Origin of the sequence: Ureibacillus terrenus (assembly GCF_006569205.1) — a bacterium.
In the GTDB taxonomy this organism is placed as follows: domain Bacteria; phylum Bacillota; class Bacilli; order Bacillales_A; family Planococcaceae; genus Ureibacillus; species Ureibacillus terrenus.
Window position 1 is genome coordinate 105,588 of the sequence record NZ_VIGD01000009.1, and the last position, 16,013, is coordinate 121,600.

Genomic DNA, 16,013 nt, shown 5'->3' on the forward strand with positions numbered 1-16,013 from the left:
TCACCTCTATATGTTATTCCACACCCGGCAGCAACCGCAGCACTTTTTCATCGGCGTCCAAGATTGCTTCCACCCCAAGGGGGATGCCGAGGTTTGGCAATGAATGTCCGATGTTGAAACCTGCAAGCGCAGGTTTTTTATATGGCAATAAATATTCGCGCAAAAGAGCGTTCACTTCTTCTTCGCCATTTCCCATCCTTCCGATGGCGAAACCTGATGCTTCCTTTAATTTTCCTGCCAATCTTAACCGGCTCAGCATATTGTCCATTTCCTCAATGGCCAAATCCACTTCTTCCAACAACAAAATTTTTCCATGTACATCAATTTCAAATTTAGTCCCCAGCGTATCCGTGATGCGCCGCAAATTTCCCCCAATGATTTCCCCTCTGGCGGCACCCGGAGAGATGCTTTCAAGGGGCGACAGGGTTTCATCATAGTAGATTTCGTATGGCGCAAACAGCTGGTAAAACATTTTTTTCGACCGTCCGTCCAGTTCCTCCGAAAGGGCGGGTCCATGAAAAGTCGCCACATCGGCATACCGGTGGAAGGCGATATGCAAATAAGTGGCATCCGAACATCCCCAGAAAATTTTGGGATGTTCCGAAAGCAGCGGATAGTCGATTCGGTCGGCGATTCGCGCCGCGCCATAACCGACGCTTGCACAGAAAATCGCCTTCACTTCCGGATTTTCCATCATTTGATGCAAATCCCCCAGCCGTTCTTCATCCGAACCGGCCAAATATCCGCCATTTCGGCCGATGGTTTGTCCCAACTTATATTGTAATCCCATTTCTTCAAAAAGCGTCAATTGCGGACGCAATTTCTCCAATGGAACGGGATTGCCGAGGGCGATGATGCCGACCGCATCCCCTTTTTGCAAACGTTTTGGCCTGATTTTCATCGTTTCCACCTGCAATTTATCATTTACTAAACACTATATTAACAAAAGAATGGAAACATTTCTTCCGCAAATGCAAGGTTTGATGATTGGGGATTGGAATCATCGCCATATGGATGGGCTTCGTCGCCAATAGAAAAAATAACCGCTAATGGAAAAATGGGCCCCCTCAAGGTTGGGATAATCGCCAAAACCGGGAAGATTATCGCCATTCACATGCTCTTTATCGCCAATAGCAATAATATAATCGCCAACGCCAACGGAAAAACGTGTCATCAGGGAGAGCAGACATAGCAAAAGAAGGGAACGAATGTGCAATTGAAAAACTCTGTCTTTTTGGAGAGAAGGAAATCGGCCAACGGAAGATTTAACTCTACCGAAGACATAGAATTCGAAAATGAATCCTTCCATTAAAAGTGAAGGCTGAAAAAAGGTGGGGATATAGGATATAGAGGCGTTTCTTTTACGGCGGCCTTGTTCGCTTTCACCGCATATAAAAGGCATCAAGAATGACTACATTTTAATGTCTCCATACGAGCAAGGATAATAATTGAAAATGTCCATATAGAATTAAAGGGAGCCAGAAAGCCGAAACTTTCTAGCCCCCTATCCCAAACAAATTCCCGATTCCACCCTCCGGTCCATGTCCCAGACGGGTGGAGCCATAATATCGATAGGATAAATGAAAAGCTTTAAATGTAAAAGCCCGAATTAGTCACTCCCCCTGGACCAGTTCAATCTCAATCCATTTTCTTACGCTGTTGATGAACCAAATTTTTGAACACGTTTTTAAATCATCCAGCGTCAATACCTTTTCCTGAATCCGCCCCGTTTTCAGCAAATGCCCGCGGAATGTGCCTGCAAGGAGCCCGCTTTGGACGGGCGGCGTCCACAGTTTCCCATCGATTTCCACCACGACATTCCCGTTGATGAACTCTGTCAATTCCCTTTTTTCGTTCCAAAGTAAAACATCAAAAATTTCTTCTGATACCGGCTTGAACTGCTCATAAATATGCCGGTTCGTCGTTTTATGGTATAAAAATAAATGTTCCGAATGGATCGGGCTTTTGGCAAGAATCGCTTTTTTCGGAGACTGCATTTTCCCAATCGGCTGCCCTTCGATTGAGAAGGTTCCATCCGGATCCAAAAGAAGGCGCACTTTCCATTGGCCGGAAGGATTCATTGCCGCAAATCCCTTCAGCTTCGTTTCCACTTCACCCGAGTTGACGGCATACCCAAAATAAGCTGCCGATTTTTTCAAACGGTTCAGATGCTCCTCCAGCAGAAAATACGCTCCATCATCCAATAACAAGCTCTCCAGCAATTGGAATTCTTTTTCATCCCGGTTCAGGAAATCGCATTTGGCCAGAACTTCGTGAAATTCCTCTTCCGCGGTGGAATCCCAGGTAATGCCCCCTCCGACACCATAAGTGGCCTTCCCTGTCTGATGGACGATCACTACTGTCCGAATGGGCACGTTAAAAATGGCTTCTTGATCGGGCGTGATGTATCCAATAGCCCCGCAATACACTTCCCGGGGTGATTTTTCCAGCTGTGAGATGATATCCATTGTGCTGGCTTTTGGAGCCCCTGTAATGGAGCCGCAAGGAAAGATGGCTTTAAATACATCCACCAGTTCCGCATCTTTTTTCAACTTCGCCGTCACAGTCGAAGTCATTTGATGCACCGTCGGATATTGTTCGATTTCAAATAATTTGTCCACTTTCACCGTTCCCGTTTCCGCAAAGGCTCCTACATCATTCCGCAGCAAATCCACAATCATTACATTTTCCGCACGGTTTTTTTCGGAATGATACAGCCAATTTGCCCGTTCCAGATCCTCTTCAAAGGTTTTTCCCCTTTTCACCGTACCTTTCATCGGCCGGGTTGTGATGTGATTTCCTTTCATATGGAAAAACAATTCGGGAGAGGCGGACAGGATGCTGTTTTCCCCTGTATGTATATAAGCGCAGAAATTTGCCTTTTGGGCTTTTTTCATTTTATCAAATAAGGCAAAAGCGTCCCCTTGAAAGCGGGCATGTAATCGGATCGTATAATTCGTCTGGTAAGTGATCCCCTTTGCAATGGCGCTTTTAATGGATTGAATGGCTTCCCGATATTCCGATTCATTCGTATCAGGCTCCCACTCCGTCAATGAATAGGAACCTTGGCTTGCCATCACTTGATATGTAGGTTCTTTATAAAGGCCGAACCACAATAAAGGCATCTGATGGTCCGGCTTTGTTTTTAGAGAAGCGTCGAAAGCCGGGGCGCTCTCATAAGATAAAAACCCCGCCGCATAATACCCTTTCTTTACCCATTCTTGCACTTCCTGAATGCAATCCAATACTTCATGGATTTGGCGGGTCGAAATGATTTTTTCCGGATGAAGAAAAGCAATAGGCTCAATCATTCCATTCGATTTTGCAAATTCGAAATAGAGAAATGGCGTTAGTTCGTTCATGAATCATTTCCTTTTCTGTTTAGAAATTTCTATACATAGTATAGTAAAATTGTGTGTTATTGCAAATTTTTATTTTTTATCAACCATGAATCCAACAGCTTTGAGAAGAGAAAAGATGTGGCTGATTCATGCATAAATCAAGCAGGATATTAGCCAAAGATGGCACAATAATAGTCATTCTGCTTCAAATTTGTAAACATAATAGCCAGAGGAGGAAAAAAGGGAATATTGAGAGGCGATAATAGTCAAATAGAGGAAGATATTAGTCATTTCTTCAAAGATAATAGTCAATCTTAAGAAGATAATAGCCATTGTGGAAAAATAGGGAATACTGAGAGGCGATAATAGTCAAAGTTGATTCGATAATAGCCAAAATGCCAAGGATAATAGTCAAACTTGGCAAAATAATTGCCAAAGCATTAGAAAAGAGCGAATGAGAAAGCCAATCATCATTCTCATTCGCTCTTTTGAATAAACCCACGTTTTCTAGAACAAAGACATTTGTTCCTTTTCTGTCAGTCTTTCCAACGCTTCCGGTTCATGGTCGCGGAAGTATGCGTGGTGGAGCCATTTTTCCGTTGTGACGATTTGTTTATTGGCTTGTTTGGCTTCACGGAGTTTGCAGCTATAAATTACAGGGAAATAATCCCGCAAAAACTTCCCTTCCGCATGGGCGGTCAATGCGATGATTTGAAATCCCAATTGTTCCGCAACAAAGAAAACCGGACTGAGCACATGATCGCTCGATGCTTTGCCGAATGGATTATCCAAAATCACCACCCGGCTGTGCTTCATGTTTGTTTTTTGATGCTGTTTCTTTTCAGCGACGTATTTTAACAAGCCCAAAAACAACGTCATATTTTTGCTCCATTTTTCTCCGCCTGACCATACATTGCTCTGCTCCCAAGAATAGGACCTTGTCGACACTTTATTTTCGTTTGTCACTTTGCGGCAACTTACTTTCATGCCTTCATTTTTCATCACCACTTGCAGAAGCTGTTTGGTTTGCATCCACATTTCAATGTCATTCCGAACTTTCGTTTCATCCTGAAGGCCATTTTCTTTTACATAACGATCCGACTCCAGTTGAAGCATGATCCACTCAATGTAATCGCGGATCCGCTGCTTACCTTCTTCTTCGTCCCATTGAGGGATCGTAAAAGTATAAATCGTTTTCCATTGATCCTCTTCTTTTACTTTTGTATGTTTTGGAATTTGTTTCAACTCTTCTACCACTGTTTTTAAATGGTTATGGATTTGGTTGATATATGCCTGCAATTCCTCATCTTTTTGCCGTATATGTTCATTGGCATAATTCGTCGACCGCTCGATTCGGATCATCATATTCTTTTTAAAATCCAATAACTCTTCATAACCCGTCTTATAATCCACACCTTCAATCGCCATTTTTTGCAATTTATTATCAGAAATCGTTGAACAAAACTGCTTATAAGCTTGTTTTTGGGCATCCACCTCTTCCTTTTCCTTCTCCACTTGTCCACTATGTTGCTCCAATTCTTGGATAATGGCTTTCACCATTTTCTTCCGATTATAGATAAAATCCATTTTTTCATTTTCACTTAAAGGGATTGTCACGACTTGCGGTGCGTTAAAATGATGTTTTTCAATGAATTTGATCAGCTCGCGTTCCGCTTCATCAATCTTGTTTTGCTCCCGTGACACTTGTTCCATCTGTTCATCCAAATAATTCTTCTCTTTTTGAAGCGCCTTCTTTTCTTCAGCAAGCTCTTCTTCCGCTTGGTTTAATGGAACGGAGAATGTGTAAATATCATGGTTCGGAAAATTTTCACGGAAAAGCTGTTTCAGATGATTTCTTTTTCCTTTTTGCTCTTCCTTTGCAGAAAGCTTTTCTGTAACCTGTTTTTCCAACTTGTTTAATGCCTGTTTCAACTCTTTTATTTTGATAATCTTTTTTTGCAATAAATGTTCTCCATCTGATGGAAATTCCCAATGTTCATGCACATTTTCACATTCATTGCGGATCTGATCCATCTCTTCCTGCAGTTTAGTCAAATTGTGTTTGGCATTGGCCAGCTTTTCATTCAATTCTCCTATACTTTTTGACGCTTGATGGATTTTCAAATTCAGCGTCTGGATTTTGTCGCGGAGATTTTTCCGGCTTTCCCCGGTAAAAATTGGGGTCAATGATTGCACTTCTTTATACTCTTCATCATTTTTAAGAGAATCTAATTTCCATTTTAAATTTTGTTTGCGTTCCTCCAGTGCAGCCTTTTGTTCGTTATAATCCAATAATTGTGCGGCTAAATATGCTTTTTTGGCTTTTATATTGGCCAATACGTCTTTCAACTCTTTTTCAACTTCCTTGGCCTCTTTTACTTCACGGCAATAATGGAAATATTGATTCCCTTCCTGGATTTTCCGTTCAAGCCCTTGCATTTCTTCTTGGCAAAGTTCCATTTGTTCCCCGATGGTTGTGATTTGATGCTTCAGATTCTTTCGCTGCTGCTCCGCATTTTCAATTTCTCTTTCGATTTGTTCGATTTTTAACATCGTTTCCGACCATCTTTTTTGAAAATCGGTCAGCCGTTCATATGGATAGTCTTTCAAAAATTGTTGGAAGGCTTGTAGGGCATATTCCCATTCTTTTTGTTCCGTTTCTTTCAGTTCTCTTTCCTTCGTCGCTTTTTCCGCATCCACACGGACTTTTTCTTTCCATTGCCCAAAGGTCTCTTCCATCATCCCTTTTTCCCAATGAGCAGGAATAATCCAGGATGGCTCCGGTTGGACGGCATCTTTCTTTATCTTCGCCGCTTCTTCGGTCGTCAGTATTTGAATCGGGTATCGAAGTTCATCTGCAAGGTCTTCCACTTTCTTTTGCAATTCTTCCTTCGATTTATTGGTTGTAATCAAAGTGACAGCCCATAACGGATAGAAGACTTTTTCTTCATAATCCGCTTCATTCAGCATCTGCAAATATTCAATACCCGTTACACAATAGTCCAATTGATTTTTCCATGATTTTATCCGCGCTTCAATCAACGGATCGCTGAAAAATGTTTTCTGTTCCCCATAATCATCGACTAAACGCCATGCCACCCGCTCTTTGTATAATAAAACCTCTTTTTCCTTTTTCAATTTTTCGATGGTTTCATAAAGCCGGTTATAAATGGAGTGTTCATTTTCATAGACCGATTCCAGAATGGCCCATTGCGGTCTTAATCTTCCCAAAATTCGAATCAATTTTCTTTGTTCATTTTCAATTTGGCTTTTCTCGTGTTTCAATTGTTCTTTGGCAACATGCAAACCGTTCTTCTCATTTTTTAATTTTTCGATGGTTTCATCCAGCTCAATCGATTGCTTCTCTTTTTCCTTCTTCTCTCCGTGCAGCCGTATCAGTTCTTCATCCAAAAATTGATGGCGGTTTTGCCATTCGACCATTTTCTCTTCCACTTGTTCGTGCTGTGGATTGGAAAGCAACAATTGTTTCAACCTTTCGATATCCGCTTCCCTCATTTGGATGGTTTTCTGAACACCGGCGATTTCCCTTTGCTTATCCAAATCATGTTTTTCGATGGACCGCTTTTCTTCCTGCAAAGTATCGATTTGCCTTACAATCGGATTGAGTTCGAATTGGATTTGTTCCATATTCTTTTTCATGTCATCCATCTGTTCAATAAAATGTCCGAGCAGCGCCTGCTTCGTTTCTTCCAATTGGTTTTGCAAATCCGAGAGCTCTTCTATTTCTTCCAGCTTCTTCATTTCGCTTTCAACAAACGCAATTTCCTTTTGATAATGATTCAAAAGTTGCTTGCATTTCGCAAATTTCAATGAATAATAGGCAAGGCTATGTTGCTCCAGTTCTTCCTTTTTTGTGCCATATTCAACATTTGCCAGATCATAATCTTTCTGCAGTTGTTCGTATTTTTCTTCCTCAACGGCAATCTGATAAGACGCCACTTTCACTTCATGTTCTTTTTTCTTTTGAATCCAAAGATTGAATTGCTCTTTATTCTTTTCCATTTCCTTTGCAACATCGATTTTTTGAATTTGAATCTCTTCCCAGATTCCCTTTGCCTTCTGCTTCGACTTGTCATAGGCAAGCTGGGAGGAATGCAGTTTTTCAAACGTTTGCACGTATTTTTCCAGTTGATGTTGGATCCGCTTGTTCTCTTCAATGGTTTCTTTCAGTTTTTTATAAAGTTTCAAATTATCCAGCTGTTTTTCAAAGATATCGGCAAAAAGGGTTGGATGATGACCCGCAATCGATTGTTCAACGGTCGGTATCAATAAGCGGTCAAATAACTGGGTGGTGTTTTTGCAGGCTTCGAAAAAGGCCTCGACGCCCCCTTCCGAGCTGTTGATTGTCACAATACTTTCCCATTCATCGGCAATAATATGGTATTGTTCTTCAATAAACTTCCGATATTCTTTGATTGTCGAAAACGTTCTTGCCGATAAAGGATATCGTTCCTTCATGCCATTGTAATAATCAAGCATTTCTCCCTTGTCGGCAGGTCTGGTGCCGCCTTGTCCTTCCCGAACAAAAGGAATGCCTTCGATTCCGTTCTGATCCCCTTCATCATATTCATAAACATAGCGGTAAGAATCCAATCCTTTATCCGTCATAAAAAGGGTCACCGCCGTCACAACATATCGCCGTGGACGTTCGTTGAGTATCCATTCGATCGCAATATGGGCCGGGGCATTTTCCAACACCAAAGTGTTTTTAATTTTTCGATCCGCCAAATCGGTATGGGGAATCATCCCTTGCAATACCGTTTGGATAAAAACGGTCTTCCCTCCGCCGTTTTCAAGAAGAATCGCCCCATTATATCCGTTGAATAAAAAGAGTTCATCATTATAACGCTTGTTGCCTTCTTCATAGACAATATTGGTCAATCTGATTTTATTGATGGCCGGCATGTTGTCCCTCCTTATCAAAACCGTAAAGAAACTCAAAAATCCCTTTGTTATATTCCACTGCCATGAAAAATCGCTGGATGATGGTCATCGCTTTTTCCGTCAAGGTGATTTCATTATTCCCGATTTCCCGGATCAACTGTTGGTCGTTCAAAAACTTTGCAACCATATGCAGGAAGCTCATTCGGCTAATCGTATTTCCTGATTGCCGCTTAGCGGTTTCCTTAATATCATCCATATCATCCCATTTTTCGATGATAGCGCTCCAATTGTAAGAAAACTCTTTTTCCGATGCTTTTAATTGTTTCTCATCATGGGATTTCAAATGATCAATCCGCTCTTGAATCAGCCGGATCCAATCATCCATGCCGATAAATTGCCTTGTGGGATGCGGACTTTGATAGGAATCATAAAAACTGCCGAAAAGAACAAGTATGCAAAAATAAAGAAGATACATATCCGCATTCGTCGCACCGGAACGCAAATATTTCCGTTTAATCCACTCATTGCTTACATGGAATGGAGACAGCTTCGGTTCAGGAACGAGAAACAGTTCTTCACTCGTTTTGATTATGGCGCAATGCACTTCCTGGCTGAACAATTCAAGAAGGGCGCGCACATCTTCATCGGCATTATAGATTTGAACGGCCTCTTTGCCCAAAACCCCGTCCCTTGCCAGCTTCGTATATAGTCGAAAGGCTTGCAACACCGTTTGTTCAGAATAGTTCATCTTCATCCTCCAACTTTATGTTCATTTCACTGATGGAATAGCGATCTACTTTTTGAATGATCGCTTTATCTTCCGTAACGATTAATTTGCGTTTTCCCAATAATCGAAAGGCCTCATCAAAAACCGTTCTGCTTTCTTCATCATCCGTTCCCGCTTGAATAGGCGAACGTTGGTGGAGAACAATCCAAAAATCGTAGAAATACCGCATTTGGAATAGATTCTCCAATTGATTTCTTTCGAGATAGGATATGAACTCGGATAACGTATTGCCGCTATTTTCTTCATAAGCCTTCAGAAAATGTTCCATCAGCTCTTTATATTTTTCTGAAATCCATTGTTTATATGAATTGAAGCTGTTTTCGTCATCCACTTCATAAAAGTGATATTCCACCTTCTCTTTTCGGTCTTCCACGATATTCTGTTCTTCCAAAACAGCAAGCGGCGACCAAAATTCATTTTCTTCCACTTTCAGGAAAGGATGGAGAACGCCTTTCATCGCATCCAACGGCAAAGGGGTGGACACAATGAGAGACACGATATCTTGGTCGAAGTTAAAGGAATGCATGCCCGTATAATAAAGCGACTCCTGGGCTGTAATCAAAGTCGTGTTTTTCAAATGGAGAGTCTGATTCAGAAGCTCGGAATGTTCATAGTGCACTTTCTCCAATTCCCTGTTGATCTGCAAAATGTATTGATACGTTTTCTGCTCCTTTTGATGAATATTTTCGGCAAACAATCGTTCCCTCGTTTCTTTGACAAACTCCCTCAATTCTTTGAATTCTTCATCTTCCCGTTCCAGCCTCTGAAAAATATCATCAAGCAGCTCTTTATACCGCTCAAACGTTTCTTCGGACACAATGCTTCGCTGGATTTCATGCTTCAATTTGACAATGCGTTCCTGCAACGTCTCGACGGCCACCCGCATTTCATTGATTTGCCGGAGTGCCCCCTTAAATTCCCCCTTTTCCAGCTGTTTCCGTAAAATCAATTGGTTGATGGATATTTGGAACTCACTATAAAATTCCTTCGTTGCAAAAATCAATTCCAATCCATCTTCATCCAATGTATAGAATTGGCTATTCGTTCCGGCATCAAAATCGTTCGCCTTCAAAATGGAATATTCAATGGTCTCCTCCGCCTTTTCCTCCCAATCAAAATAACCGTAGCTGCGTTTTTTTCCGTGGGTCGGGCGGAAATTTTGAATCAAGGTTCTGGCCAGTTCTTCATAGGTTTCCTCTTTCAGCATATACACTTCTTTCGTGACCTCTTTTAAAAAGGAAGCCAATTCTTTGACACCTGTCCTTTGATTTCGCATCAACTTCTGTTCAAAGAAAAAAAGCAAAGTGAGGAGGCCAAGCCCTTTCATATCAATCTTCGTCCCATTTAAATCAACATCCCTTTTCCGATCCAGTTCATTCAATGGTTCAAACAGGGCGATACGCCGGATCCGATCTCTGTATCCGCTTAATAACGCTTGCATATCCATCTGTTCCAATCGGATCCCCTCCAAATTTCCTGCAATTCTTTTGATTTTAAGATTTCCTGCGGGTAATACTTCCCTTGCGAAAACATCATCGCCAGTTGTTCTTGCTCCTTTTGCGGAAATTGGCTAATGAATTTTTCTTGAGCTTCAGTATATTGTCTTTGATATTCTTTTCCGGCAATCGGCTGTTTTTCAAGACAAGCTTTATAGAATGGCAATGCCAAATGGGCTTTGATTTTTTGGTTCAACGAATGCCAAATGGACACTCCTTCCCGGTCAATGTCGCCGAAATAGAAAAAATGATGCTGGGCGTTGACCGGATATTGATCCCGGAACTGTTCGATGCTATGGATGATTTTCTTCCCACTTCCGTAAATCAATGTGGAAAATTCAGTGGATGGCAAAGCCGGAAGCAGACCTTGATAAGTCGTTTTATTTTCAACAATGAGGTGAAACTGTGTCTCTTTTGATACCAGATTGGGATGGATGGCAAACATCAACGGGTCGGAAACAGGGATGATGTTAAAAGAATGGAAGAGTCCGATACGCTCCAGCAGCTCTTTTCCCCCTTTTTCAGTGAGCCATTTTTCATCCTGGACCAGTTCAAAACTGCGCTCCGGTGCAGGAACGGACTCTTTCGGAAAACCAAATGTTTTTATGTATTCATTGATTTTGATGAGATAAGGAAGATCGTGCCGCCAAATGGAAGGATCTTTTTTGTAATATTCATCAAGGTTTATGGATGGATGGAGCTTGTTGCGATAATGTTGAATCTCTTGATGGAAACCGGTTTGAAGCAGACTTTTATTGATCCGGTACTGAAAGGCGAGCGATGGATTTCTTGTCGTTCTTCCTTTAGACTTCACCATCTCCAAAAAGCCTTCCTGTTCCAACTTCAAAATAAAGCCGGCATATTCTTCGTATGTATGAAAGAAATTCCCCATGATTGCTTCCAATGCGGATAATCCTATCATTCTTTTCGGATAGCCATTAAGTGCGCGGTAAATTTCATCCACTATCCTTACCTCCGAACATTCTTTTTTCCTATTTTACTTAAAATGAAGGGAAATTGGAAATACAAGTCTGTGAAGAAAGTTAGGGGAATGTTGCACAGTTCAAGAAATGTTTGGTTTTGGGGAGGGGATTTCAATAAAAATCGTTTTACGGGCAATCAATAGATTTGTCAAAACAATAAAAAATGAAAATTTTTGTTGAGAAGTGTTTCCGTTTCTTTCCATTCATGTATTCTTTATTTTCGAAACTTATGAATTTTTATACATCGTAGTGTGTTTCTCTTTATATTCACTATAATAAGAAATTAAATACCTTTTGTAATTATATGGATTCGCCATCGGACACTAGTGTCGCATAAAAAATATCAATAGACATAATAAAACTGAATTTTCTCACTAGCGTCGCATTAAAATAATTTAACACCTTCAAATAAACCGAATTTTCTGAAATATAATCCAAACACAAAAAAATCCTTTATAATGGTTGGGTGGTAGTAAACCATCCAAATCCAATACAAAGGACAAAACCATGGATAAGTTTACACGAAAAACATCATTTGAACAATAGTTTTCACCAATTCATTTAAACTTATTTGACGATATGGTGAAATCCTATCAATTAGATTACTATACAAAGAAGCTTTATATGGCTTCATTTCTGAAATGACTGTTGTACGCTCAATTACATGAAACCGAGAGTTTGCGAGCTTTAAGTGACGCTGTTTTTTCTGAAGAATTACAACGTGCAACAGGTTTTCCATCGATTAGCTTTTCCCAATTAGGAAGACGAATTAACGCCATTCCAACGGTTTTCTTTCAATCGATTTTTCTTGATTTAGTGGCTCAAATTCATGTGAAAACACATTTTCAAAAGCGAAGAAAGCTGACAACGCACTAAAAATCATTGATTCGAGTACGTTGCCACTGAATTTGACGAACCACAAATGGGCAGAGTTCCGAAAAACAAAATCGGGTGTAAAGCTTCACTTGCGTCTTGTATTCATGGAAAAAGGACTTTCTTATCCCGACAAGGCCGTACTGACAAACGCAATCGAACATAATCGTGGTCAATTAGAGGTATTCATTGATGATCAAGAATGCCTGTACGTGTTCGATCGTGGATACTTAGATTATGAGCGATTTGACCGTATGACGGATGTGTTTTCGTTTTTTGCTAATTTTCCAGAAAAATAAAATCTGAAATTTCAAAACTTATTTATGCGACGCTAGTGATGTAATATATATATAAACTTAAAAGAAATGACTAAAAACAAAAATAAAAAAGCTAATCCATTTCCCGATTTCCACCCTGCAAAACGGGAGATGGATTAGCTATATATTTGACAATCCCCTTCACCCAATTACATATTCAATAATATAAAATCTCTATATAATGGCATTTGATACATTTTCGCATAAACGGTGTCTCAAAAAATGAATGCTGGCAATTTTTTTGAATATGGGCAATTTGCTGTTCCAATTTAAGAATTTTTTCCTTCAGTTCGGCAATGTCCTTTTGCAACTCTTGAACATTATCGATAGAGAGATGAGCCATTTTCGACAAACTCCTTCGCTTTTTGTTTCATCCCTTCTTCCCTCACCGTTTTTTGCAGCTCATGTGAAATTTTCATCGAGCAAAACTTCGGCCCGCACATTGAACAAAAATGCGCGACTTTCGCCCCTTCCGCCGGCAATGTTTCATCATGATATTCCCGAGCTCGATCTGGATCAAGCGAAAGGTTGAACTGATCGTTCCAACGAAACTCAAAGCGCGCTTTTGATAACGCGTCATCCCGCCGTTGAGCTCCCGGGTGCCCTTTTGCTAAATCGGCCGCGTGTGCTGCGATTTTATAAGCGATCACTCCTTCACGCACATCATCTTTATTCGGCAGCCCTAAATGCTCTTTTGGCGTCACGTAACAAAGCATCGCCGTTCCGTACGCGCCAATGATCGCCGCTCCAATCGCGGATGTAATGTGGTCATATCCCGGCGCGATATCGGTCGTAAGCGGTCCTAATGTGTAAAACGGCGCACCTTTACAAATTTCGATTTGCTTATCGACATTTTCTTTAATTTTATGCATCGGCACATGCCCTGGCCCTTCGATCATCACTTGCACATCATGCTTCCAAGCGATTTCCGTTAATTCTCCAAGCGTCTCCAATTCAGCAAACTGTGCTTCGTCATTCGCATCGGCAATCGAGCCTGGACGCAGCCCGTCTCCAAGCGATACTGCAATATCGTACGTTTTCAAAATCTCGCATATCTCTTCAAAATGCGTGTATAAGAAGTTTTCTTCATGGTGGGCTAAACACCATTGCGCCATAATCGAGCCGCCGCGTGAAACAATGCCAGTCGTTCGGTTTACCGTCATCGGTATGTAACGAAGCAGCACCCCCGCGTGAATCGTAAAATAGTCCACCCCTTGTTCCGCTTGTTCGATGAGCGTATCACGGTAAATTTCCCACGTTAAGTCTTCAACGACGCCGTTTACTTTTTCAAGCGCTTGATAAATCGGAACTGTCCCGACAGGCACAGGGGAATTGCGAATAATATATTCTCGTGTCGCATGAATGTGTTTTCCCGTCGATAAGTCCATAATCGTGTCTGCTCCCCAGCGCACCGCCCAAAGCATTTTTTCGACTTCTTCTTCAATGGATGATGTGACTACGGAATTACCAATATTCGCGTTAATTTTTACATGAAAACGACTCCCAATAATCATCGGTTCACTTTCCGGATGGTTAATATTCGAAGGAATAATCGCTCTTCCTTCGGCAACTTCTTGACGTACGATTTCCGGATCTATATTTTCGCGAATCGCAACAAATTCCATCTCCGGCGTAATAATCCCTCGTTTTGCATAATGCATTTGTGTTACAGTTTTTCCTTTTTTTGCGCGCAGTGGTTTTCTCTCGAAAGGCAGAGTAATCTCTGATTGCTTCTCATTACGGAATCCGTTATCTTCCGGTTTCACTGGACGCCCCTCGTATTCTTCAACGTCGCCTCTTTCTAAAATCCAGCGTTTTCTTAGCGGAGGCAATCCTTTTTGAATGTCCGGCTGAAAATCAGGATCGGTGTAAGGACCGCTTGTGTCATAAACACGAACAGGTTCATTTTCAATGATTCCTGTTTCTGTCTTTGTTGGACTTAACGTAATTCCTCTCATCGGTACACGAATATCCGATCTTGAACCTTCGACATATACCTTTTTACTCGCAGGAAATTGCATGAAAGATTTGATGTTTTGCATGTAACTCCTCTCCCTTAAAATAATGATTTAGGATCTGAAGTTACACCAAAACGCGGGGCAGAGATAGGAGAATATATGCGGAAATAAAAATCGGGTTCTCTAAGAGAACCCGATGGAACGCAAATAGCGAAACGTACGCAACAAACACATACACTCCCGCTATCTACTTCCCTACGCTGGTATAACCCAGATCAGGTTCAAAGGGTCAAAGAACTTAAGCGCGTTCTTTTCTCAGTCCAAGCTATTGGACTCCCCTAGTAGATAAGCGACAAACTTATTTAATTTTTCTTAATATTAACATACTTATAAAGCAATGTAAATACGCTTCCTTATACGGTAAACCGGTTTAACATTGTTTGCATATTTTCTGCCATTTTGCTTAACGATGATGCCGATGAAGCAATTTCCTCCATCAGCTTGTTTGGTCAATCACCAATTCCCCTACAAGATTCATTAAATATTCCAACCGCTCTACATCCACTCGAACCGTCGAAGAAATTTTCTTTTTTTGCTGGTTGGCCTTTTGTTTTTTGAGCATTTTGCACATTTTTCAACCCAAGAGTCATAAGGTTTTCTAAAGCATAAAAAAGGACTTCACCCCTTATTTGTAGAATTTTGAAGTGACCAAACCACAAAAATCCATAAGGAGGAAGTCACTTTGTATATTCTACAAGAAAGTCTATTTTCCTTTGAAGAATTGCAAATTTTAGAGTCAAAAGAGAAATTACCGATCTTTTTTAGTGCTCTAGATTTGCGTCCTTATGCTAAACAATTGAAAAGTTCTTCACCCCAAGGGGCTGAAGGACATTCCAAAGAAGGGATATTAAGGGCTCTTATCGCTGCCCCATTAGAAGGTATTGATACTTTTACTTCTCTCCACAATCGATTAAAAAATGACCTGCGTTTTCGTTACCAATGTGGTTTAGATATTAGCAGGTCTGCACCATCCATCTCTACTCTTAGCCGAGTATTTTCTTCACTAACCAAAACTGGACTTGTGAAAAGAATCTTTCAAGATCTCGTCCAGTTAGCTCAAGAGGAAGGAGTAATTGATGGAAAACATCAGGCTATCGACAGTGCCGCCATTGATGCTTATGAAAAGAAGCAGCCTAAGAAGCGAAGTGAACAAACAGGCAACGCCAATTGGGGGGCAAAGTTTGATTCCTTCGGTAATAAAATTACTTGGTTTGGCTATAAGATGCATCTTTCCGTTGACACCAAAAGTGAATTACCAATGGCGATTGAAGTAACCCCTGCTCATATCAACGA

Annotated in this window: 8 protein-coding genes, 2 pseudogenes and 1 riboswitch; of the genes and pseudogenes, 2 read left to right on the forward strand and 8 right to left on the reverse strand. The window is 41.0% G+C overall.

What is annotated here, in order from left to right:
• Positions 1-13 precede the first annotated feature (13 nt).
• The 6 genes from FKZ59_RS08575 to FKZ59_RS08600 form a co-directional block, all read right to left on the reverse strand.
• Complete coding sequence (locus FKZ59_RS08575) at positions 14-901, reverse strand: S66 peptidase family protein (protein WP_141602341.1); 888 nt, start codon at positions 899-901, stop codon at positions 14-16.
• A gap of 712 nt (positions 902-1,613) precedes the next feature.
• Positions 1,614-3,362 carry an aminodeoxychorismate synthase component I gene (pabB, locus tag FKZ59_RS08580; protein WP_141602342.1) on the reverse strand — a complete coding sequence of 583 codons (1,749 nt, stop codon included), beginning with the start codon at positions 3,360-3,362 and terminating at the stop codon, positions 1,614-1,616.
• A gap of 486 nt (positions 3,363-3,848) precedes the next feature.
• Positions 3,849-8,267, reverse strand: coding sequence for a coiled-coil domain-containing protein (locus tag FKZ59_RS08585; protein ID WP_141602343.1), 4,419 nt, complete (start codon positions 8,265-8,267; stop codon positions 3,849-3,851).
• The gene (locus FKZ59_RS08590) at positions 8,251-8,994 is read right to left on the reverse strand and encodes a DUF6063 family protein (protein ID WP_141602344.1); all 744 of its coding nucleotides are present in this window, start codon (positions 8,992-8,994) and stop codon (positions 8,251-8,253) included. The genes FKZ59_RS08585 and FKZ59_RS08590 overlap by 17 nt, the downstream gene beginning before the upstream one ends.
• Positions 8,981-10,489, reverse strand: a complete 1,509-nt coding sequence (locus FKZ59_RS08595) for a replicative DNA helicase (RefSeq protein ID WP_141602345.1) — start codon at positions 10,487-10,489, stop codon at positions 8,981-8,983. Before FKZ59_RS08595 ends, FKZ59_RS08590 begins: the two co-directional genes overlap by 14 nt.
• Positions 10,459-11,493, reverse strand: coding sequence for a Wadjet anti-phage system protein JetD domain-containing protein (locus FKZ59_RS08600; protein ID WP_141602346.1), 1,035 nt, complete (start codon positions 11,491-11,493; stop codon positions 10,459-10,461). Before FKZ59_RS08600 ends, FKZ59_RS08595 begins: the two co-directional genes overlap by 31 nt.
• Before the next feature lie 574 nt (positions 11,494-12,067).
• Here FKZ59_RS08600 and FKZ59_RS08605 point away from each other — a divergent pair.
• Positions 12,068-12,669 (forward strand): annotated as a pseudogene (locus FKZ59_RS08605) (DUF4372 domain-containing protein); the annotation flags it as partial.
• 353 nt (positions 12,670-13,022) lie between these two features.
• Here FKZ59_RS08605 and thiC read toward each other — a convergent pair.
• Positions 13,023-14,744, reverse strand: coding sequence for a phosphomethylpyrimidine synthase ThiC (gene thiC / locus FKZ59_RS08615; protein ID WP_141602348.1), 1,722 nt, complete (start codon positions 14,742-14,744; stop codon positions 13,023-13,025).
• A gap of 151 nt (positions 14,745-14,895) precedes the next feature.
• Positions 14,896-15,010, reverse strand: a riboswitch (TPP riboswitch).
• 152 nt (positions 15,011-15,162) lie between these two features.
• A pseudogene (locus FKZ59_RS15205) lies at positions 15,163-15,243 on the reverse strand (hypothetical protein); the annotation flags it as partial.
• Positions 15,244-15,402: 159 nt separating this feature from the next.
• Between FKZ59_RS15205 and FKZ59_RS08625 the strand changes: the two are divergent.
• Positions 15,403-16,013: transposase (locus FKZ59_RS08625; RefSeq protein WP_141602350.1), on the forward strand; the 611-nt coding region annotated here is incomplete at its 3' end.